This window comes from Tenacibaculum tangerinum (assembly GCF_029853675.1).
GTDB lineage: Bacteria > Bacteroidota > Bacteroidia > Flavobacteriales > Flavobacteriaceae > Polaribacter > Polaribacter tangerinum_A.
Genome location: NZ_CP122539.1, coordinates 3,084,192 through 3,105,106, shown reverse-complemented (window position 1 = coordinate 3,105,106; position 20,915 = coordinate 3,084,192). Strand labels below are relative to the sequence as shown.

Here is a 20,915-nt window from a genome sequence, read left to right as displayed (position 1 = left end):
ATGATGTATTATATATTTCTTACCGCTTCTTTAAATTTTCTTCCTCTATCTTCATAATTTTCAAATAAATCGAAGCTTGCACATGCTGGCGATAGCAATACTGTATCGCCTCTTTGCGCTACTTTATACGCTACTTTTACGGCTTCTTCTGCTCCTGCTGTTTCAACTATGATATCTACTACACTGGCAAAAGTGTCTATTATTTTTTGGTTGTCTAATCCTAAACAAACTATTGCTTTTACCTTTTCTCTTACAAGGGGTAGTAAGTCGGTATAGTCGTTTCCTTTGTCAACTCCACCCACTATCCAAACTGTTGGATTATCCATACATTCTAATGCATAAAACACTGCATTTACATTGGTAGCTTTGCTGTCGTTAATAAATTCAATTCCGTTTACTTTTTGTACTTTTTCTAAACGGTGTTCTACTCCTTCGAAATCAGACAGACTTTCTGCGATGGTTTCTTTTCTTACTTTTAACAATCGTGCAGCCATCGAGGTTGCCATTGCATTCTTAACGTTGTGTTTTCCTTGTAATGTTAGTTCAGAGACTTTCATTAATTTTTCTTCTGTATTTAGTTTCATTAGTATCGTATCTTGTCTTAAAAAAGCTCCGTAATCCAATTCTTTTTCTACTGAGAATGGCACTAGTGTCGCTTCTGTTTTGTTGTTTTTTAACCAAGTTTGAATTGCTTCGTCGTCGGCGTCGTATAGTAAAAAATCGTCTTTTGTTTGATTTTTTGTGATTCTGAATTTTGAGTTGATATAGTTTTCGAATTTGTATTCATATCGATCTAAATGATCGGGTGTTATATTGGTAATTATAGCAATGTGCGGCTTAAATTTTTCAATTCCGTCTAACTGAAAACTACTTAACTCCAACACATATTCGTCATACACATCGTCTACTATTTGCTTGGCAAAACTGTCTCCAATATTGCCTCCAACTCCTACATTTAACCCTGCCTTTTTCAATACATGATACAGCAGCATAGTGGTGGTGGTTTTTCCGTTGGAACCTGTGATTCCTGCAATGGTAGCATGGGTAAATTCTGAAGCAAATTCTATTTCAGAAATTACTTTAATTCCTTTTGAAACTAGTTTTTGTACCAATGCTACTTTATCTGGAATTCCGGGGCTTTTCATGACCACATCAGCATTTAAAATTTTAGCTTCGGTATGTTGATGTTCTTCAAAATCAATTGAATTATGTAAAAGAACTTTTTTGTATCGCTCTGCTATATTTCCTTTATCGGAAACAAAGACGTCATATCCTTTTTGCTTTCCTAAAAGTGCTGTTCCTACACCACTTTCTCCTCCTCCAAGCACTACTAATCTTTTCATTTTTAATTAATGATTTTAGATTTATTGATTGAAGATTTTGCCCTACAAGCAGCTCTATAATTAGCTCCAACCGAACTAGAACACCTTATCAATTGTCTACAATATGCATCAAACTCTCTCGCTTTGGGGTACTCTTTACATAACCCCCAATAATCGATAGCAAATTGTTTCGTTCTATTTTTAATCTGTTCTTTCATTCAATCTTATATCTTAAATCAAAGCTCTAGAATCGCTTTTATCTTAACTTTAATGTTACAATGGTAAATACCGCTAATAAAATTCCTACAATCCAAAAGCGTACTACAATTTTACTTTCGTGATAGTTTAATTTTTGATAATGGTGATGTAAGGGAGACATTTTAAAAATTCGTCTTCCTTCTCCAAACTTCTTCTTTGTGTACTTAAACCATGAAACTTGTAGTATTACCGACAGGTTTTCTACCACAAATATGCCTGCTAAAACTGGCAGTAATAATTCTTTTCTAATAGCAATCGCTATTACTGCTATAATTCCGCCAATGGTTAAACTTCCTGTATCTCCCATAAATACTTGGGCTGGGTAGGTGTTGTACCATAAAAAACCAATTAATGCTCCTGCAAATGCCAAGATGAATACGGTCATTTCTCCTGACTTTGGGATATACATGACATCTAAATAATCTGCAAAAATAATATTCCCTGATACCCATGCAAAAATGGCAAGGGTTATGACCATGATTGCCGATGAACCTGCTGCTAAACCATCTATTCCATCGGTTAGGTTTGCTCCGTTTGAAATTCCTGTAACAATAAAAACAGTAATAAAAATAAAGACTATCCATCCATATTTTTCATATCCATTTCCTAAGAAACTCAGTGCTTTTGCATAGTCTAATTCGTTGTTTTTCATAAAGGGAACGGTTGTTTTCGTAGATTTATGTGCTTCTCCAAAGACTTTTTTCTTACCATCTACTTGCACTACTTGTTCTGAGGCTGGCAACTGCTCTTTTATGGTTACATCTGGATGAAAATACAACATCAAGCCTACGATTACACCCAAGCCTATTTGCCCTAAAATTTTAAATCTTCCTTTTAACCCTGCTTTATCTTTTTTAAATACTTTAATATAATCATCGGTAAAACCAATAAGTCCCATCCAAACTGTAGTTATCAATAGTATAATGATGTATATATTTTCTAGCTTTGCTAAAAGGAGTACAGGAATTAAGGTTGCAAGGATTATAATTACACCACCCATGGTAGGTGTTCCTGCTTTTTGCACTTGCCCTTGTAATCCTAAGTCTCTTACGGTTTCGCCTACTTGTTGTCTTCTTAAATAATTGATGATTTTTTTACCAAAAATGGTTGAAACCAACAGCGATAAGATGAATGCCATGGCAGATCGAAATGTAATAAACTGAAACACACTTGCTCCTGTTAAGCTAAATTCATTTTCTAAATATTGAAATAAATAATATAGCATTCGTTAGTGTTTTTTTAGTTGATTAAAATAGTTGGTTACTTCTTCTAAATCATCAAAATGATGCCTTACACCATTTATTTCTTGATAGGTTTCATGTCCTTTTCCTGCAATCAGTATGATATCTCCTGAAACTGCCAACTTACAAGCGGTTTTAATCGCTTGTCTTCTATCTAAAATTGAGAGTGTTTTTTTATAATTTTCTGCTCCAACTCCTGCTTCCATTTCATCGATTATCGACTGTGGGTCTTCTGTTCTGGGGTTGTCTGAAGTAAAAATAGCTTGATTGCTTAGCTGAGAGGCTATGAATGCCATTTTTGGGCGCTTCGTTGTATCTCTATCTCCACCGCAACCTACCACCGTAATTACTTTTTCATTTCCTGTTCTGATGTCGTTAATCGTTTGCAATACATTTTTTAATGCATCGGGGGTGTGTGCATAGTCTACAATAGCCGTAATTCCTTCTTCTGAAACCGTGTACTCAAATCGTCCACTTACACTTTCTAATTCACTAATGATTCGTAAAATTTCTAATCTTTCAAGACCTAATAACTCTGCCACTCCATATATAGCTAGCAAATTATAGGCATTAAACTCTCCGATTAGTTTGGTCCAAACTTCTACTCCATTAATTGTTAACAGGGTTCCTGAAAGGCGTTTTTCTAGCACTTTCGCCTTAAAATCTGCCATTGTTTTCAAGGCATAGGTTTGTTTGGTAGCTTTGGTATTTTGCAACATTATGGGTCCGTTCTTATCATCGATATTTACCAATGCAAATGCTGATTTTGGTAACGAATCAAAAAATGACTTTTTAACATCTCGATAGGCTGCAAATGTTTCATGGTAATCTAAGTGGTCGTGCGATAAATTTGTAAATACGCCTCCTGCAAATTCTAATCCCTCTGTACGTTTTTGATGGATTCCGTGAGAGCTTACTTCCATAAAACAATAGTCAACACCAGCATCCACCATTTTCGATAAATAGTTGTTTATCGCTACTGAATTAGGTGTTGTATGTGTTGCTTTGTACTCTTCTTCACCAACCATTATTTTAACGGTAGACAACAACCCAACTTTATAGCCCGCTTTTTTAATTAACTGATACAACAAACTTGCAATGGTGGTTTTACCATTGGTACCTGTTACCCCTACTAATTGCAAGCGTTTTGATGGATTTTCGTAATAATTCGCCGCCACTATGGCTAGTGCGGTATTAGAATCTTCTACTTTTATATAGGTAACGCCTTCTTTTTTATCGGTAGGTATTTCTTGACAAATAACAGCTGTAGCACCTAACGATACTGCTTTGGCAATAAACTGATGTCCGTCTACGGTTACTCCTTTTTGAGCGACAAAAATATCACCCTCTTGTACTTGCCTGCTATCAAACTGAATACCGTTTACAGCAATATCTGTACTTCCATAGACTTCTTTTATAGCTACCTTGTATAGTATGTCTTTTACTTTTTTCAACTATGATAATTTTAAGTATATCGTTGCTCCTTTTGAGACTTTTTTCCCTCTTTCTATCGATTGTTCTGTTACTTTTCCTACTCCTGAAAACTTTACTTTCAATCCCATATTCTCTAATAGCGCAATGGCATCCATTCCGCTCATACCAGTTACCTTAGGCATGATTGTTTTATATTTTCTTAATTTCTGATAGTATTCTTGATAGGCTCTATCAAGTACTTCTTCTGAAATTGTATCAGACACCGACTGATTATTAATAGCGGTTGACGTATAAATTTTTTGTGCTATTTCTTTGAAAATAGGCGCTGCCACTGTCGCTCCATAATATCCTTTTTCTTTATTAGGGCTATGTACTACTACTATACACGAATATTTTGGCTCATCTACTGGAAAAAAACCTGCAAACGAGGCTACATACTTTTCATTTGAATAATATCCCCCTTCGTACTCTCCATTAGCGTTCTTAGTTCTTGGAATATATTTTTTAGCAGTTCCTGTTTTTCCTGCCATAGAAAAGTTTGGAGAATAAATATCTTTTCCTGTACCATATTTTACCGTATTTTCCATAACTTTTCGAACCTTGTTTAAGGTTTCTTGAGAGGCTATTTTTTCTTTTACTACTTCTGTTCCAAAACGCTGCTCTACTTTACCTCCAACCCGCAACTCTTTTACAAAATAGGGCTTTACCAATGTTCCGTTATTGGCTACTGCATTGTAAAAAGCTAAGGTTTGTAATGGAGTGAGGGAAACTCCGTATCCCCAAGCCATCCATTCTAATGAAATCGGACTCCAACTTTTTTCTGTAGGTTCTGGTATGTAGGGTTTTCCTTCTCCTTTTATTTTCACCCCTGTTAATTGATTTAAGCCAAAAGACTTCATTCTATCGGTAAACTTTTTAGGGTTCTTATCGTAATGTTTTTGTATTGTTTTTACAATCCCTACGTTTGATGACACTTCAAATACTCTTCCTAGCGATATTTTTCCGTATCCTCCTTTTTTACTATCTTCTACTTTGCGGTTATTAATGTAAATTCTTCCCTTTTCACAATCTACCACTGTGGCTGTATCTGCAACTTTATCTTCTAAAACTGCCATCAAACTTGCTAGCTTAAAAGTTGACCCTGGTTCATGGCTTTCCCAAACAGCATAGTTTCTTTTTTCGTAGTATTTTCCTTTAGAAGTTCTTCCTAAATTAGATATTGCCTTGATTTCTCCTGTTTCGACTTCCATTACTACAGCACAACCATGATCGGCTTCAAAATACTCTAACTGTCGTAACAAAGCATGGTGTGTTATATCTTGAATATTTACATCGATCGTAGTAATTACATCACTGCCATCTATGGGTTCTTTCTCGTTTACATCGTTAATAGGTTTCCATTGCCCTTTGGCTATTTTTTGCTTTAAACGCCAGCCATTTTCTCCTTCCATATAATCTGCAAAAGCTCCTTCGATACCAGCACCTCCTCGATAATCATCATAACCAATAGTGCGTTCAGCAATTTTACCAATAGGATGCACGCGAACTGTTTTTTGTTCTGCTATAAAACCTCCTCGATACACTCCTCGGTTAAAAATGGGGAAGCTTTTCATTTTCACATAGTCATTGTATCCTACATTTCTAGCTATTAGCAAATAACGATTTTTCCGTTTTTTCGCTTCTCTTAATTTATTTTGATAATACGTAACTGACCTCCCCAATAAACCAGAAAGTGATTCAGAAAGCGGTCGAATATTTTTTTCAAACACTTCTGAGTCTACCGCCATCACATCCATTCGAATGGTAAATTTCGACATCGAAGTGGCTAGCAAATTCCCATCTGCCGCATATACATTGCCTCTATTGGCAAAAATGGTATCGTTTTTAACTGTTTTTTCTTCGGAAAGTTTTCTGTACTCCTCTCCTTCTACATATTGGAGTTTAAAAAGTCTAAAAATGATAACCACAAAGAAAAGCGTCATTAAAACAACAACCACGTAGAGTTTGTTTAATATGCCTTTTTTTACTACCATTTTATATTACTCTTTATTATAGGTTACTTTAATTTTTTGGGGTGGTTTTTTTGCGGGGTACAATCCTTTGCTTTTTACTTTATCTCGAATACTACTTTCTAACTTCATTCGCATTAGTTGTGTACTCGTATCTACATCTTCTGCCCGCAGCTCTCTTTTTTTCTTGTTCAGTTCTGCTATTTCCACCACTTTAGCATCGGCACTGTGAGAGCTGTATATCATAATTAACAGCAGCAACACAACAAAAATTAAAATCCGCCAATTTTTAAAAGAACTTTCATCTGTAAGAAAACTACCTCTTAAAACGTCGTATATATTCTTTCTTGCTTTAGACATTATCTTTTAATGTTGCTATTCTCAGTTTTGCACTTCGTGCTCTGTTATTTTCTTTTATTTCTTCTTTGGTAGGCACTATCATTTTACCCACCTTTTTAAGCGGTTCATTTGTATTGCCGTAAAAATCTTTTTCTGGCTCACCGCTAAACAACCCTGTTCTTATAAATCGTTTTACCAATCTGTCTTCTAACGAGTGGTACGAAATCACACTCAATCGCCCATCTTCATTTAGTAAATCTGGAATTTGCTGTAAAAACTCTTTCAACACTTCCAATTCTTGATTTACCTCTATTCGTATTGCTTGAAAGATTTGCGCTAAAATTTTATGCTCTTTTGCTTTCGGAAGAAATCGTTGCAACACCTCTTTTAACTCAAAACTTGTTTTAATCTCTTTCGCTGCTCTTGCCTCCACAATAGTTTTTGCCAAAGCTCTTGCATTTCGCAATTCTCCATACAAAAACAACAAACTTGCTAACTCTTCTTCACTATAGGTATTGATAATTTTTTTACCTGACAACTTAGACTTTTGATCCATTCGCATATCTAAATCGGCATTAAAACGAGTTGAAAACCCTCTTTCTGCTTCATCAAACTGATGCGACGACACTCCTAAATCTGCCAACACCCCATCTACTTTCTTTACCCCATAAAAGCGTAAAAACCTCGATATGAATCGAAAGTTTTCACCAATCAACACAAACCGCGGGTCGTCAATTTTATTTTGTTGTGCATCTGGGTCTTGGTCAAATGCAAACAATTTTCCGTTTGGTCCTAAACGTTTTAATATTTCTCTAGAGTGCCCTCCTCCTCCAAAGGTTACATCTACATACACTCCATCTTCCTTTATATCAAGTGCATCTACACTTTCCTGTAACAAAACTGGGTTATGATAACTCATCTGCTTCCGTATTACCCATTACCTCTTCTGCCAATTCAGCAAAATCAACAACAGCATCATCAATTACTTTTTCGTACTTATCTTTATCCCAAATCTCAATAATGTTTACTGCAGAAGAAAGCACTACTTGCTTTTCTATTCCTGCAAACTGACATAAATCTTTCGGTATCAATATTCTTCCAGAAGCATCGATATCTACCATCTTTACACCAGCGGTAAACCTCCTGATAAAATCATTGTTTTTCTTTACAAATCGATTTAGTTTATTGATTTTTGCCATCATTAAATTCCACTCTTGCATCGGATACAACTCCAAACAAGATTGAAACACAGAGCGTTTAATTACAAAGCCTTCTTGCAATACTGAAGATAACTGCTTCTTAAACGCCGACGACATCATTAGCCTTCCTTTAGCATCTACCTTACACTCGTATGTTCCAATTAAATTTATCACGTATAAAAACTATAGTCTGCATCAAAAATAAAAAATATTTACCACTTTTTACCACTTTTTACCACTTTGTTAATAAGTTTTGATTTTTTAGCTAAAAAACTGAACCTAAAGGCTTTCCAAATCGACAATAATGATGAAATAATAAAAGTGAAAATTTGACAAAAAAGAACTACATTTGTGGTTAAGTCAAATAAGAAATCTATGACTGAATTTTTAAAGAAAGAAGGCAAATTTACATACGCAGAGGCAGGAGAAGGAAGCCCTATAATTATACTCCACGGTTTAATGGGTGCACTAAGTAATTTTGACTCTACATTTAATCATCTTTCGAAAAAAGGATATCAAATTTTTATTCCAGAATTACCCCTATACACCTTGCCCCTATTAAAAACTAACGTAAAAAACTTAGCGAAGTTCTTACATGATTTTATAGAGTTTAAAGGACTTAAGAGTGTTACTCTTTTGGGAAATTCTTTGGGTGGACACATCGCTTTGTACTATACCAAACACTATCCTGAAGATGTTAAAGCACTGGTTTTAACGGGTAGCTCAGGATTGTATGAAAACTCTATGGGAGATAGCTATCCTAAGAGAGGCGACAAAGAGTTTGTTAGAAAAAAAGCACAAGATGTTTTTTACGATAAAAATATTGCCACAGACGAACTTGTCGATCAGGTATACGAAGTTATTAACGATAGAAACACCTTGATTCGAACGCTCGCCATTGCTAAAAGTGCTATTCGTCATAACATGGCTAACGATTTGCCCAACATGAAACAACCTACCTGTTTAATTTGGGGAAAACAAGACAGCGTTACTCCACCAGAGGTAGCGAACGATTTTCAAAAACTCTTACCCGATGCAGATTTATTTTGGATTGATAAATGTGGGCATGCGGCGATGATGGAAACTCCAGAAGAGTTTAATAGAATTTTAGAAGGTTGGCTTTCTAAACGCAATATATAACAGCTAAGCTACAGTATGAAAATAACGTCTGCTGAATTTGTAATGAGTAACAGTAATGTTACCAAGGCTCCTAAAGACAGAATACCCGAGTATGCTTTTATTGGGCGTTCAAACGTTGGGAAATCGTCGTTAATCAATATGCTTATGGAGCGTAAGGATTTGGCTAAAACTTCTGGTAAACCGGGAAAAACACAATTGATTAACCATTTTAAAATTAATGACGAGTGGTTCTTGGTTGATTTACCTGGATATGGGTACGCACAGGTTTCTAAAAAGAAGCGTCAAATTTTTCAGTTTTTTATTGAAAACTACTTTAAAGAGCGTGAACAACTGGTTTGCACCTTTGTTTTAATTGATTCTCGTCACGATCCACAGAAAATAGACTTAGAGTTCATGCAATTCTTAGGTGAAAATCAAATTCCTTTTTGTATAGTTTTTACCAAAGCAGATAAATTAGGTAGCTCTAAACTCAACAAACAAATTACTACGTATAAAAAGAAGCTCTTGAACTATTGGGAAGAATTACCGATGTCGTTTGTTACTTCTTCTTCCACAGGAATGGGACGCGATGAGTTTTTAAATTTTATTGAGCAAGTAAATGAAGATGTAGCTGATAATTTTAAATAATCTTTTTTCGACTACGCTCAAGGCATTCAGAATTATGCACTCTACCGAAGAAAATTTACAGGTGTTACACGAAGACAATCATATTATTGTGATTAACAAGCGTGCTGGCGATATTGTGCAGGGCGATAAAACGGGCGACAAACCTCTTTCTGACGTAGTTAAAGAATACATTAAAAGAAAATACAACAAACCTGGCAATGTTTTTTTAGGTACGGTGCATCGTTTAGACAGACCTACTTCTGGCATTGTTATATATGCTCGTACCTCTAAAGCACTCGAACGGTTGAATAAAATGTTGCGAGACAAAACCATTAAAAAGACCTATTGGGCAGTGGTTCAACAACAACCTAAAAAAGCAGCCGACACGTTAACCCATTACCTAAAGAAGAATCCGAAGAACAACAAGTCTGCTGCTTACACTAAAGAAGTTGCTGGAAGTAAAAAAGCTATCTTACATTACAAAACACTCAAAACATTAGAGAATTATTCGCTCTTGGAAGTCGATTTAGAAACAGGGCGTCACCATCAAATTCGTGTGCAGCTTGCTACTATTGGTGCTATTATTAAAGGCGATTTAAAATACGGTGCTAAAAGAAGCAATAAAGATGGAAGTATTCACTTACATGCTCGAAAAATCGAATTAACACATCCTGTGAGTAAAGAACTGATAAAAATCACTGCTCCAACTCCTTCCGATCCTGTTTGGGATGCTTGCTTGTAATTTGTATCTTTAGACAAATTTCACGCAAGATGAAAGCTCTTAAATTTTTAGCCATTTTAATCCTTCCTGTAACCGTCTACATTTCGTTTACCAATAAAGGATTATTAACCTTAACGCCGATATTTGTTTTCTTCGGGTTGGTTCCTTTACTTGAGCTACTTTTTAATCCAAATAAAGAAAACCTCAGCAAAGAACAAGAAGCGCAAGAAAAAGAAAATAAGCTTTACACCTATATTTTGTACGCAACGGTACCTATTCAATTATTTTTTTTAGGATGGTTTTTATATATGATGCAAGACGCTCAATTAACCAATATAGAATACATAGGAAGAATTTCAGCGATGGGATTATTATGTGGAGTTATCGGTATTAACGTAGGGCATGAATTAGGGCATCGAAACAATCGTTTTGATGAGTTTTTAGGAGAAGTTTTATTACTAAGCTCTTTAAATACCCACTTTTTGCCCTATCATAATGCAGGGCATCATTTTAATGTTGCCACTCCGAAAGACGCCGCTACGGCGAGAAAAAATGAACCACTTTATCTTTTCTGGATTCGTTCTCATTTTCAAAGCTATTACCAAGCCTGGGAAGTAGAAAATGCACGACTTAAAAATTCTGGAAGAAGCTGGTTTCACCTACAAAACAGAATGCTTATGTATACACTTTGTAACCTACTATTGTTAGTAGGCATTTTCTTTTTCTTCGGATTAAAAGCACTACTCGCTTTTATAGCTGCTGCTATTTTTGGAATTTTATTACTCGAAACTGTAAACTATATAGAACATTACGGACTAGTACGTAAACAAAACGATAAAGGTCGTTACGAACGTGTAAAAAGAACACATTCTTGGAATTCTGATCACCGAATTGGCATGCTTATGTTGTTTAATTTATCTCGACATTCCGACCATCACTACAACGGTAGCAAACATTACCAACTCTTAAAATCGTTGCCTGAAAGTCCACAAATGCCAACGGGATATCCAGGTATGATGCTCGTAGCCTTGGTTCCTCCGTTATGGTTTTCAATAATGAATAAAAAAATACAAAACCTCTAATACAATTTAAAGTTATGAATTGCGAATTTTTAGTTTTCAATAAACAAAAATAGTTATGGTAAATGTCTATATACACAATTCATATTTATAAACCCTATACCCTATGAACATTCCCGAATTGGTTCAAGCACAAAAAAACTTTTTTGCCACACAACAAACCAAAGATATTTCCTTTAGAAAAAGTGCTCTAAAAAGACTACAAAAAGAGCTTGTTGCAAGAGAGCAAGATATTATCAAAGCCCTACATGATGATTTTAAAAAGTCGGAATACGAAGCGGTAATGACTGAAACTGCGATTGTATTAGGCGAGTTAAAAATGGCGTTGAAAAACATGCATTCTTGGAGCAAACCGCAACGTGTATTGCCCTCGTTATTAAACTTTCCTTCTTCAGCAAAAATATATAAAGAGCCTTACGGAACCGTGCTTATCATTGCACCATGGAATTACCCACACCAATTGGCATTTGCTCCTTTGTTAGGTGCTGTTGCCGCAGGAAACACCGTGGTATTGAAACCTTCGGAATTAACACCTCACACCAGTAAAATTACCAAAGAAATTGTGGAAGCTGTTTTTGATAAAAACCACGTAACAGTAGTAGAAGGTGGTGTAGATGTTTCCACTCAACTTCTTGCCCAACGTTGGGATTATATTTTCTTTACTGGAAGTGTTCCTGTAGGGAAAATAGTAGCCAAAGCTGCTGCCAATCATTTAACTCCGGTTACGCTAGAGCTTGGCGGGAAGAGTCCGTGTATTGTTGACGAAACAGCCAATATCAAACTAGCTGCAAAACGTTTGGTTTGGGGAAAATTCATTAACGGAGGTCAAACTTGCATTGCTCCTGATTATCTACTAATTCACCAATCGGTAAAAGAACAGTTTATACAACAATTTAAAGAAGAAATTTTTAGAGCTTACGGAGAAAATCCTCGAAACTCTCCTGATTTCCCACGTATTGTAAACACTAAAAACTTTGACCGTTTGGCTTTGATGTTAGAAAATGAAAGTTGTGTAATAGGTGGACAAACCGATAGAGAAAAATGTTATATAGCTCCCACCTTAATCGACGAACCTAGCTTAGATAGCGAAGTGATGAAAGGAGAAATTTTCGGACCTATTTTTCCGTTAATCTCCTACGAGAATGAGACTGATATTGAAAAAATCACTTCAAAATACGATAAGCCTTTAGCCCTATATGTATTTACCAATAGAAATTCATTTGCAGAGAAAATGATATACCGTTTTTCGTTTGGTGGGGGTACAATAAATGACACGACGGTGCATTTTGCCAATCATCGATTGCCTTTTGGCGGTGTGGGTGAAAGTGGTATTGGTGATTACCATGGAAAACAAACGTTTGACACATTTTCTCATCATAAAGGGGTGGTCAATCGTGGTACTTGGTTAGATGTTCCTACTCGATATGCTCCGTACAAAGGAAAATTACAACAATTAAAAACATTGCTAAAACTGGGATAGCTTTTTTTGGGAAAGTGAAAAATGAAAAGCGAAAAGTGAAGAGTGAAAAGTGAAGAGTGAAGAGTGAAAAGTGAAAAGGGGAAAAATTTTAAGAATACAAACCAAAAAAAATCAAGAATAGAGATTTTCAAATTATGACAGAAAAAACCGTATCAGAAGCAGTTAGTTATCGTCGTTCAGTAAGAGTTTACGACCCTGAGAAACCTATAGACACTGCTATTGTTAAAAAATGTTTAGAACAAGCTAGTTTGGCTCCTACTAGTAGCAACCTACAATTGTGGGAATTTTACCATATTACCAATAAAGAAACTATAGAGAAAATGGCACCGTTGTGTTTTAATCAAAATGCTGCTAAAACTGCACAGCAATTGGTAGTTTTTGTTACGCGTAAAGATTTGTGGCGTCAACGTGCAAAAGCGAACTTGGCTTTTATGGACAAGGTTTTTGGTAAAAATAATCCGAAATCAGAGCAACGCAGTAGAGAAAAGGTAGCCCGTAACTACTACGGAAAACTAATACCCTTTACCTATTTTGATTTCTTTGGAATTTTTGGCTGGTTGAAATACCTACTGTTTTTGGTAGTGGGATTATTTCGTCCTATTTATCGACAGGTACGTACTAGTGATATGCGCATTGTGGCCCATAAATCATGTGGTTTGGCAGCGCAAACCTTTATGTTATCTGTGGCTGCTGAAGGCTACGATACCTGTCCCATGGAAGGTTCTGATACGTGGCGTGTCAAACGATTATTGGGATTGCCTTACGGTGCAGAAATCAACATGGTTGTTTCTTGCGGTATTCGCAAACCAGAAGGAGTATATGGCGAACGTTTTAGAATTCCTTTTGAGGAGGTGTATCGGGAGGTTTAATACTAATTATTTTAAAACTAAAAAACTAAATTATTATGAACAAAATTACCATTGTACTCCTCCTAGTAATATGTATACTTTTAATAGGAGACTTATTTCTTCTACTTAGAATAAAAAAAACAATTACTAAAAAAAAGAAAAATAAGTCAGATTTTGATGAGAAGTATTTTGCGCTAAAGTATGACATAAACCTATTGAGGTCAATAACAGCGATAGTAGTTACTATTTTAGCGTTCCTTGGTTACTCAAACTTCAAAGATTTTAATAATGAAATCAAAAATACTATTAGCCAAAATATTAAAACACAAACCACTGAAATTGACAAAATAAACGAAAAACTTATTCAATATGGGCAAACTATTGACTCTTTGGAGAAACTAAGAAATACTATTTATAGTTTAATGGGTAATAGTGAAAATGATTTAAAAAAAATAAATACCAAAATTATGAATATTGATGAATCATTTAAAAACAACCCAAAAGTATACGTTGTCAACAACTTAAAATACCCCGTTAATGAATTTAACAATAATCCCATTACAATTTACTTTAAAGACATGAACAGTATTCACGGTGAAAAACTACCTAAGTTTAAAAAAATACCCTTTGTAAACATCCAAGGCTATAGTATTGACCTTAGTATTATTAATGTAACCAGGGAATATGTCATAGTAAGTTTATCGTCTTATATTGGGAATGAAAATGACAACTATCCTAGAAACTATAGATTCGATTTATGGGTTGCTTCTTATTAAGAATAAGACTGTTTATTAAGCAAATACACTTTATGGATAGTGTCACAAAAAGATTGCTTCACTACGTTCGCAATGACGTTAGTAAATTATTCCTTCGGCACAAACACCAACTTATTGCTACTCTTCTTGATAGCTGCCTCGTTAAGGCTCATTTTTACAAACTCCCCATCCAAATATTTTTGGGCTTGATCTTTGTAATAGGAACTGAACACATTACCCGATTGCCCTGTGGGTAGAATACCTATGCTGTTTTCTATATCCGAAAAATCAATTACTCGTCGTGTTGAAGGGCCTGCATGTATTTTATAATACCCTGTACTATCAATCTTATGAATTTGGTTATTTATCACTTGGTCTCCTCCATGCGTTTCAAACGGACCAACATTAAAGAACGTACGCAGCAATCCACCTGCTTTTCCGATAGCGTGTTCATACTCTACTGTAGTTACTCTCTTCCAATACCAATTTTCTACATTTTCTCCTAACTGTTTTTGTAAGAAGTTAATTGTTTCTTTAAATGATTGCGTTACAATATCTTTTTTAGTTTCTACCGCTGTAGTCTTGATATTATCCCACCAAACTGATTCTTTTCTTTTTGCTTGACTTGCTACTGCTTTTTCTTCCAAAGGAGTGTTCACAAACTGTTCAAATGCCGCTCCCATTTCATCTTTAAAGGTATTCTTAACGAATGCATACCACAAACGTGTATAAATTACTGGAGCTACTTCTTTCTTTCCATAATACCCACCCCAATTTTGAAGTATATGCATTGCTCTTTTCTCGCTTGCTGTTAATTCATTCTCATCTATACTTTTCAGGAGGTTCTTAATAATATCAGGAGCAGTTGGAGACGTTACATCGTATATCATTTTTGCAACATCATTCTTAGAAAAATTGTTCTTAGCTTCTAATAAACTCTCTATTCTTTTAGCTCTATCTTCTGGCAAGTAATATCCTGGATACAACATACCTGCAATAGAATCAGGTTGGTTATTCGCTGAGTACACATAATTCCAACTCGGGTTTTCTGCCTGTGGATTTTCTTTAAAAGGCAGGTACTCTTGAATTTCATCTTTTCCAGAAGCTCCGTTCAAAATAATTTTGGTATTTAAACTATCTCTGTATTTATAGAGTTTAGCAGCAGCAAACCACGCAACATTCCCTTTGGCATCGCCATACATTACGTTGAGTCCTGGGGCATGAATTTTAGTAGCTGCCTTTTTAAAATCTTGTAAAGATGTTGCATGTGACATCTCATAAGAAACACGCAACATCTCATTTTTAAACTTTGTATAAATCCATTGCATTGCTATAGGACGTTCATCGTTCACAAAATCAATTAGATCATTTATTATCGGGCCGTGTTTACTTATCTTAACTTTATATACTGTGTCTTTTTCACCTTTAATTTTTATTCGTTTTTCAATTAGTTTATATTTTTCATACCCATTAGGTGTTTTGTATTCCAATGCGTTTTCAGGATTGTCTTTTTCGTAATAAAAATCAACATCATCATTCTCAAACATTGTTAAACCATAAGCATAATCTCTATTGTGCCCTAATAACGGAAATGGAATTAACGCTAGGTTAAACCCATACATCTCATAATCTGGAGTTTTAATATGGCTTTGATACCAAACCGAAGGTTGTGAGAATGCAATATGTGGGTCGTTCGCAAAAATCACTTTACCATTTTTAGTTTTTGGTGGTGCGATTACCCAAGAATTACTTCCTATAAAAGGAGAAATAGGTAATTTATCCATAACCACATTAATTGCTTTTGCAAATGATGCTTCTAATTCTCGATTTTTAAAATTCTTTATTTTTGTTAAATTCTCTGAAGTTGAATTGTTCAATTCGTTAAAATATGCTTCTCCTAATTTTTCTTTAATTTCTGTTAACAAAGGGTCTGTTTTATGTGCAATTGCGAAGCTAAAAGCCATATAACCAAAAACATTGTACAGGTCTTTAATGGTATACTTTTCTTTATCTAATCCTACTAAATAAAACTCCAGGGGTTTTGGTCCCTCTTCAATAAACTGGTTAATTCCGTTTAAATAAGCCGCTGTTAATTTGTAGGCTTCTGAGTTTTTATCTAATTCTCTAATGGTTTTTTCTGCCGCCTCTTCAATACCCAATCCAGAGAAAAACTTATCGGTTCTTACGAGGTCTTTTCCAAAAACTTCTGCCAATCTTCCCGCTGCAATTCTTCTTATAAGTTCCATTTGCCACAACCTGTCTTGTGCATGTACATATCCTAAAGCAGTATAGGCATCTTGCTGATTTTGCGCATTGATATGTGGTACCCCAACCTCATCGTAGTACACAGTAACCTGATTAGAAATAGCTGTTAGCTTTAATTCTCCTTTATAGGTTGGATGTAAGGTTTTGGTAAACAGCCAAACTCCAACACTTAACACAACTAAAAGTAACAGCACAATTTTTAAAAGCTTCTTAAATAAGTTCATTAGGTTAGGTTTTCTCCAAATATAACAGAAATTTAATTCGTATTTTTGAAGAATCAAAAAATTCATTTCCTGATGAAAAAAATTCAAATGGTTGACTTACAAAGTCAATATCAAAAAATAAAAGAAACTGTAGATGCTTCTATAGAAGAAGTATTAAATTCTTCAGCCTATATTAACGGACCGTACGTGCATGAATTTCAAGCAGCTTTGGAAGAATATTTGAATGTTAAGCATGTAATACCCTGTGCCAATGGAACCGATGCTTTACAAATTGCGATGATGGGCTTAGGCTTAGAACCTGGAGACGAAGTTATCACTGCCGATTTTACCTTTGCTGCGACCGTTGAAGTGATTGGATTATTACAATTGACTCCTGTTTTAGTTGATGTAGAACCAGATACTTTTAATATTGATATAGAAGCTTTAAAAAAGGCGATTACTCCTAAAACAAAAGCGATTGTTCCTGTACATTTATTTGGACAATGTGCCAATATGGAAGCTGTTTTAGCAATTGCTAAAGAGCATAACTTATATGTAATTGAAGACAATGCACAAGCAATAGGTGCTGATTATACCTTTGCCGATGGCACCAAAAAGAAGGCAGGTACCATTGGAAACGTGGGAACAACCTCTTTCTTCCCTTCTAAAAACTTAGGGTGTTATGGTGATGGTGGTGCTATTTTTACCAATGATGATGACTTAGCACATACGCTAAGAGGAATTGTAAACCACGGAATGTATAAACGCTATTACCACGATGTGGTTGGAGTAAACTCTCGTTTAGATTCTATTCAAGCAGCAGTGTTAAAAGCTAAATTACCTTTATTAGATAGTTATTGTGAGGCTCGTAGAAATGCCGCTCGTTTTTACAATAACGCTTTTGCTAACAATCCTTCTATAATTACGCCTACTGTAAGCTCAAAGGCAGCCAATTGTAGTGGTAATATATGCAGTACTTGTAATTGTCATGTATTTCACCAATACACACTTAGAATTACGAATGGTAAACGTAATGAATTGCATCAGCATTTACTTGATAATGGTATTCCGAATGCGATTTACTACCCAGTTCCTTTACATGCACAAAAAGCCTATCGAGACGATCGATATAATGAAAGTGACTTTACTGTAACCAATCAATTAATTGATGAAGTGATTTCGTTACCCATGCATACCGAATTAGACGAAGAGCAATTATCATTTATTACTAAAACGGTAAATGATTTTATAAATTAATTACAACTTTTCATGGACCAACAAATCAAAACCTTAAAAATCATTCATCTTAGCATGGTTGCCGGTGCCACTATTGCCTATACTGCTTTAGGAGATTTTAAAAATCTATTCAATATGGTCATTGATAACTCCTCTTTGTTCTATGCTTTTATTCCTGCCATAGCTTATGTTGTTGGTAATATATTGTATAGAAACATCTTAAAAAACGTGCAAAATCAAACAGGAAGTAATGAGAAGTTTGCCATTTACCAAACTGCTTCTATAGGAAGATGGGCAATTATTGAAAGTGCTTGTTTTATCATTTTGTTTTTAAAACCCGATTTTTTACTACTCGGAGTCATTTTATTGATTTATTTGATTCTTTTAGCTCCGAGGAAATCGCAAATTCTTGAAGTTCTAAATATCAAAAACTAATCGTTTTTAATAAAAAAACATAAAAATCACTCATTTTTGATTCTTTTTTATCAATTTTGAGTGATTTTTTATTGGTTTTAGGCTCAAAATTAAATTTTATCGTTCTCAATATGTTATTTATCCCCACTGCCTATTATCATATTCATAAAATAGCACACCCTTAATTCAAGAACCTGTATTTATTAGCTGATTTTTAAGGTTTTAACATTTATTAATTGACATCATGCTTTCGGCTTTTTAGCTTTGTAACCGAATTTAATGATACTAGAATAATGAAACTGATTAAAATTAAGAGAGAAACACGTTTAGAAAAACGATTTTCAAGAAAAATGGGAAAACTACATACCAATGTAACCTATATTAAAAAAATGTTTTTAAATATAATTCCCATAGAAACAGTACACAAATACAGAGAAACCTATTATGGCGAAGTTAAAGACTGTAAAGATTGTGAATTAGCTAGATAATACCATTTATAATTTGAAATGACCGTAATAAAACGCCCTTTTTTACTTTCTATTCCAGAATAAAAACAAACAGTAGCGAAGGCTATGACTCTTGTTTTCTTCTTTATATAAAGAAAAAAATTCATTTTCTTTTACCCTAATTTCAAACAACAAATGGTATAACAATTTTTTACAAAAATAAATCCCACTCCAAACGAGTGGGATTCTCTATACGCTACATTTATAGTATTTTCTTTAGGCAAAAGAAGCACCGCTAGCAGCTACGCTTCTATCAATCTTGCGCATTAAACCTTGCAATACTTTACCAGGCCCTACTTCTACAAACTCTGTTCCGCCGTCAGCAATCATAGCTTGTACACACTGTGTCCATCTTACAGGTGCTGTTAACTGGGCTATTAAATTTTCTTTAATTTCAGCAGGCTTCGTCACTGCCTTGGCTACTACATTTTGGTATACCGGGCAAATAGGTTCGTTAAACGTAGTTTCTTCTATGGCTGCTGCCAATTCTTCACGGGCAGGCTCCATCATAGGCGAATGAAATGCTCCTCCAACAGGCAACACTAGTGCTCTCTTTGCACCTTTTTCTTTCAATGCTTCACACGCTTTTTCAACAGCTTCTACTTCTCCTGAAATTACCAATTGCCCTGGGCAATTATAGTTTGCTGCTACCACTACTCCATCAATTGAAGCACACACTTCTTCAACTACAGCGTCTTCTAATCCTAATACAGCTGCCATCGTAGAAGGCTGTATTTCACATGCTTTTTGCATTGCCATAGCACGTTTAGAAACCAACTTTAATCCGTCTTCAAAAGAAAGTACTCCATTGGCAACTAAAGCTGACAACTCTCCTAAAGAGTGACCTGCAACCATTTCTGGTTTGAAATCATCCCCTAAAACCTTAGCCAAAATTACTGAGTGTAAGAAAATAGCAGGTTGGGTTACTTTGGTTTGTTTTAATTCTTCGGCGGTACCTTCAAACATTATATCGGTAATACTAAACCCGAGTATCGTATTTGCTTGTTCAAAAAGTTCTTGAGCTACCGGAGAATTCTCATACAAATCCAATCCCATCCCAGTAAATTGAGCTCCTTGACCTGGAAAAATATATGCTTTCATTTTTTAATTTTGTTGTTCGTTTAAGGCTACAAACATACAATTTTTAAAATTACTATCTTCGTTTTATGAAGGCACGACTAAAAAACCAAGCGCAACTTATATACTTAGTTTTAGCAGCTTTATTTATTGCATCTTTAGTAACTTCGAATTTAATTTTTCAGAAGTTTTTTTATTGGGAACCTTTTCATTTGTTTCGCTTTGAAGTTTCGGTTGGAATTCTTCCTTACCCTATTACTTTTTTAATTACCGACATTCTTTCTGAAATTTATGGTGAAAAAAAAGCAAATCAAGTTGTTGTAGCGGGTATTTTTGCTTCCTTTTTTTCAATGTTAATTATTTTAGTAGCTGACTATGCTCCTGCTATTGACAACTCCCCTGTTGGTAATGAAACCTTTACCAAAGTTTTTGGACTTTCTCCTTTGGCAGTACTGGCGTCTATGCTAGCTTATTTGGCTGCTCAATTTGTAGATATTCGTATATTTCACTTCTGGAAAGGGCTAACGAAAGGAAAACATTTATGGTTACGCAATAATTTCTCTACCTTTTTATCACAATTTATAGATACTTTTACCGTACTGTTTTTACTGTGTTCTTTTAAAGTACTTCCTTGGGATATGTTTGGAAGTTTGTTGTTAAGTGGTTTCTTATTTAAGGTAATTGTAGCTGCTTTAGACACTCCTATTTTGTATCTCATTGTATATGGATTCAGGAAAAAATTCAGTTTAAAGGTTGGAGAAGAATTAACAGATTTATAATCGA

General features: G+C 34.9%; 21 protein-coding genes. 11 read left to right on the top strand and 10 right to left on the bottom strand.

Annotated elements, in window-relative coordinates; translation table 11 throughout:
- Positions 1-8 precede the first annotated feature (8 nt).
- Genes murD through mraZ form a run of 8 tightly spaced genes read right to left on the bottom strand, consistent with a single transcriptional unit; the run spans position 9 to position 7,976 of the window.
- The gene (murD, locus tag P8625_RS13965; protein ID WP_279651053.1) at positions 9-1,343 is read right to left on the bottom strand and encodes a UDP-N-acetylmuramoyl-L-alanine--D-glutamate ligase; all 1,335 of its coding nucleotides are present in this window, start codon (positions 1,341-1,343) and stop codon (positions 9-11) included.
- Positions 1,344-1,345: 2 nt separating this feature from the next.
- The gene (locus tag P8625_RS13960) at positions 1,346-1,540 is read right to left on the bottom strand and encodes a four helix bundle protein (RefSeq protein WP_279651052.1); all 195 of its coding nucleotides are present in this window, start codon (positions 1,538-1,540) and stop codon (positions 1,346-1,348) included.
- 38 nt (positions 1,541-1,578) lie between these two features.
- Positions 1,579-2,805 (bottom strand): phospho-N-acetylmuramoyl-pentapeptide-transferase, encoded by a 1,227-nt coding sequence (mraY, locus tag P8625_RS13955; RefSeq protein ID WP_279651051.1) that lies wholly within the window; start codon positions 2,803-2,805, stop codon positions 1,579-1,581.
- Between the two features lie 3 nt (positions 2,806-2,808).
- Positions 2,809-4,275, bottom strand: coding sequence for a UDP-N-acetylmuramoyl-L-alanyl-D-glutamate--2,6-diaminopimelate ligase (locus P8625_RS13950; RefSeq protein WP_279651050.1), 1,467 nt, complete (start codon positions 4,273-4,275; stop codon positions 2,809-2,811).
- Positions 4,276-6,288 carry a penicillin-binding protein gene (locus P8625_RS13945; protein WP_279651049.1) on the bottom strand — a complete coding sequence of 671 codons (2,013 nt, stop codon included), beginning with the start codon at positions 6,286-6,288 and terminating at the stop codon, positions 4,276-4,278.
- 6 nt (positions 6,289-6,294) lie between these two features.
- Positions 6,295-6,624 carry an FtsL-like putative cell division protein gene (locus tag P8625_RS13940; RefSeq protein ID WP_279651048.1) on the bottom strand — a complete coding sequence of 110 codons (330 nt, stop codon included), beginning with the start codon at positions 6,622-6,624 and terminating at the stop codon, positions 6,295-6,297.
- Positions 6,617-7,522: a 16S rRNA (cytosine(1402)-N(4))-methyltransferase RsmH gene (rsmH, locus tag P8625_RS13935; RefSeq protein WP_279651047.1), complete on the bottom strand. Its 906-nt coding sequence runs from the start codon at positions 7,520-7,522 to the stop codon at positions 6,617-6,619. Before rsmH ends, P8625_RS13940 begins: the two co-directional genes overlap by 8 nt.
- Positions 7,509-7,976, bottom strand: coding sequence for a division/cell wall cluster transcriptional repressor MraZ (gene mraZ, locus P8625_RS13930; RefSeq protein ID WP_279651046.1), 468 nt, complete (start codon positions 7,974-7,976; stop codon positions 7,509-7,511). The genes rsmH and mraZ overlap by 14 nt, the downstream gene beginning before the upstream one ends.
- A gap of 201 nt (positions 7,977-8,177) precedes the next feature.
- Here mraZ and P8625_RS13925 point away from each other — a divergent pair, with 201 nt between their 5' ends.
- The 7 genes from P8625_RS13925 (at position 8,178) to P8625_RS13895 (ending at position 14,452) form a co-directional block, all read left to right on the top strand.
- Positions 8,178-8,942: an alpha/beta fold hydrolase gene (locus tag P8625_RS13925; protein WP_279651045.1), complete on the top strand. Its 765-nt coding sequence runs from the start codon at positions 8,178-8,180 to the stop codon at positions 8,940-8,942.
- Positions 8,943-8,957: 15 nt separating this feature from the next.
- Positions 8,958-9,569, top strand: coding sequence for a ribosome biogenesis GTP-binding protein YihA/YsxC (gene yihA, locus P8625_RS13920; protein ID WP_279651044.1), 612 nt, complete (start codon positions 8,958-8,960; stop codon positions 9,567-9,569).
- A gap of 34 nt (positions 9,570-9,603) precedes the next feature.
- Positions 9,604-10,290: an RluA family pseudouridine synthase gene (locus P8625_RS13915; RefSeq protein ID WP_279651043.1), complete on the top strand. Its 687-nt coding sequence runs from the start codon at positions 9,604-9,606 to the stop codon at positions 10,288-10,290.
- A 29-nt stretch (positions 10,291-10,319) separates the two neighbouring features.
- Complete coding sequence (locus P8625_RS13910) at positions 10,320-11,351, top strand: alkane 1-monooxygenase (protein WP_279651042.1); 1,032 nt, start codon at positions 10,320-10,322, stop codon at positions 11,349-11,351.
- A 103-nt stretch (positions 11,352-11,454) separates the two neighbouring features.
- A complete protein-coding gene (locus P8625_RS13905) occupies positions 11,455-12,828 on the top strand; it encodes an aldehyde dehydrogenase (protein ID WP_279651041.1) in 1,374 nt (457 codons plus the stop codon).
- A 134-nt stretch (positions 12,829-12,962) separates the two neighbouring features.
- The gene (locus P8625_RS13900; protein ID WP_279651040.1) at positions 12,963-13,697 is read left to right on the top strand and encodes a nitroreductase family protein; all 735 of its coding nucleotides are present in this window, start codon (positions 12,963-12,965) and stop codon (positions 13,695-13,697) included.
- Positions 13,698-13,732: 35 nt separating this feature from the next.
- Positions 13,733-14,452, top strand: coding sequence for a hypothetical protein (locus P8625_RS13895; RefSeq protein WP_279651039.1), 720 nt, complete (start codon positions 13,733-13,735; stop codon positions 14,450-14,452).
- Positions 14,453-14,538: 86 nt separating this feature from the next.
- On the opposite strand, the gene P8625_RS13890 is transcribed toward P8625_RS13895, so the two are convergent.
- Complete coding sequence (locus P8625_RS13890; protein WP_279651038.1) at positions 14,539-16,920, bottom strand: penicillin acylase family protein; 2,382 nt, start codon at positions 16,918-16,920, stop codon at positions 14,539-14,541.
- Positions 16,921-16,992: 72 nt separating this feature from the next.
- On the opposite strand from P8625_RS13890, the gene P8625_RS13885 reads away from it, so the two are divergent.
- The 3 genes from P8625_RS13885 (at position 16,993) to P8625_RS13875 (ending at position 19,037) form a co-directional block, all read left to right on the top strand.
- Positions 16,993-18,156 carry a DegT/DnrJ/EryC1/StrS family aminotransferase gene (locus P8625_RS13885; RefSeq protein ID WP_279651037.1) on the top strand — a complete coding sequence of 388 codons (1,164 nt, stop codon included), beginning with the start codon at positions 16,993-16,995 and terminating at the stop codon, positions 18,154-18,156.
- Positions 18,157-18,168: 12 nt separating this feature from the next.
- A complete protein-coding gene (locus tag P8625_RS13880) occupies positions 18,169-18,570 on the top strand; it encodes an MFS transporter (protein WP_279651036.1) in 402 nt (133 codons plus the stop codon).
- 272 nt (positions 18,571-18,842) lie between these two features.
- On the top strand, positions 18,843-19,037 hold the full coding sequence (locus tag P8625_RS13875) for a hypothetical protein (protein WP_279651035.1): 195 nt from the start codon (positions 18,843-18,845) through the stop codon (positions 19,035-19,037).
- 234 nt (positions 19,038-19,271) lie between these two features.
- On the opposite strand, the gene fabD is transcribed toward P8625_RS13875, so the two are convergent.
- On the bottom strand, positions 19,272-20,156 hold the full coding sequence (gene fabD, locus P8625_RS13870) for an ACP S-malonyltransferase (protein WP_279651034.1): 885 nt from the start codon (positions 20,154-20,156) through the stop codon (positions 19,272-19,274).
- A 65-nt stretch (positions 20,157-20,221) separates the two neighbouring features.
- On the opposite strand from fabD, the gene P8625_RS13865 reads away from it, so the two are divergent.
- Positions 20,222-20,911: a queuosine precursor transporter gene (locus tag P8625_RS13865; protein WP_279651033.1), complete on the top strand. Its 690-nt coding sequence runs from the start codon at positions 20,222-20,224 to the stop codon at positions 20,909-20,911.
- Positions 20,912-20,915 lie beyond the last annotated feature (4 nt).

Bases quoted from the DNA above. Each gene is read 5' to 3' on its own strand.
- P8625_RS13910 (WP_279651042.1), top strand. From the start codon at position 10,320: ATGAAAGCTCTTAAATTTTTAGCCATTTTAATCCTTCCTGTAACCGTC.
- P8625_RS13890 (WP_279651038.1), bottom strand. From the start codon at position 16,920: ATGAACTTATTTAAGAAGCTTTTAAAAATTGTGCTGTTACTTTTAGTT.
- P8625_RS13960 (WP_279651052.1), bottom strand. From the start codon at position 1,540: ATGAAAGAACAGATTAAAAATAGAACGAAACAATTTGCTATCGATTAT.
- yihA (WP_279651044.1), top strand. From the start codon at position 8,958: ATGAAAATAACGTCTGCTGAATTTGTAATGAGTAACAGTAATGTTACC.
- P8625_RS13895 (WP_279651039.1), top strand. From the start codon at position 13,733: ATGAACAAAATTACCATTGTACTCCTCCTAGTAATATGTATACTTTTA.
- P8625_RS13880 (WP_279651036.1), top strand. From the start codon at position 18,169: ATGGACCAACAAATCAAAACCTTAAAAATCATTCATCTTAGCATGGTT.
- P8625_RS13900 (WP_279651040.1), top strand. From the start codon at position 12,963: ATGACAGAAAAAACCGTATCAGAAGCAGTTAGTTATCGTCGTTCAGTA.
- murD (WP_279651053.1), bottom strand. From the start codon at position 1,343: ATGAAAAGATTAGTAGTGCTTGGAGGAGGAGAAAGTGGTGTAGGAACA.
- mraY (WP_279651051.1), bottom strand. From the start codon at position 2,805: ATGCTATATTATTTATTTCAATATTTAGAAAATGAATTTAGCTTAACA.
- fabD (WP_279651034.1), bottom strand. From the start codon at position 20,156: ATGAAAGCATATATTTTTCCAGGTCAAGGAGCTCAATTTACTGGGATG.
- P8625_RS13940 (WP_279651048.1), bottom strand. From the start codon at position 6,624: ATGTCTAAAGCAAGAAAGAATATATACGACGTTTTAAGAGGTAGTTTT.
- P8625_RS13905 (WP_279651041.1), top strand. From the start codon at position 11,455: ATGAACATTCCCGAATTGGTTCAAGCACAAAAAAACTTTTTTGCCACA.
- P8625_RS13915 (WP_279651043.1), top strand. From the start codon at position 9,604: ATGCACTCTACCGAAGAAAATTTACAGGTGTTACACGAAGACAATCAT.
- P8625_RS13945 (WP_279651049.1), bottom strand. From the start codon at position 6,288: ATGGTAGTAAAAAAAGGCATATTAAACAAACTCTACGTGGTTGTTGTT.
- P8625_RS13865 (WP_279651033.1), top strand. From the start codon at position 20,222: ATGAAGGCACGACTAAAAAACCAAGCGCAACTTATATACTTAGTTTTA.
- P8625_RS13885 (WP_279651037.1), top strand. From the start codon at position 16,993: ATGAAAAAAATTCAAATGGTTGACTTACAAAGTCAATATCAAAAAATA.
- rsmH (WP_279651047.1), bottom strand. From the start codon at position 7,522: ATGAGTTATCATAACCCAGTTTTGTTACAGGAAAGTGTAGATGCACTT.
- P8625_RS13925 (WP_279651045.1), top strand. From the start codon at position 8,178: ATGACTGAATTTTTAAAGAAAGAAGGCAAATTTACATACGCAGAGGCA.
- P8625_RS13875 (WP_279651035.1), top strand. From the start codon at position 18,843: ATGAAACTGATTAAAATTAAGAGAGAAACACGTTTAGAAAAACGATTT.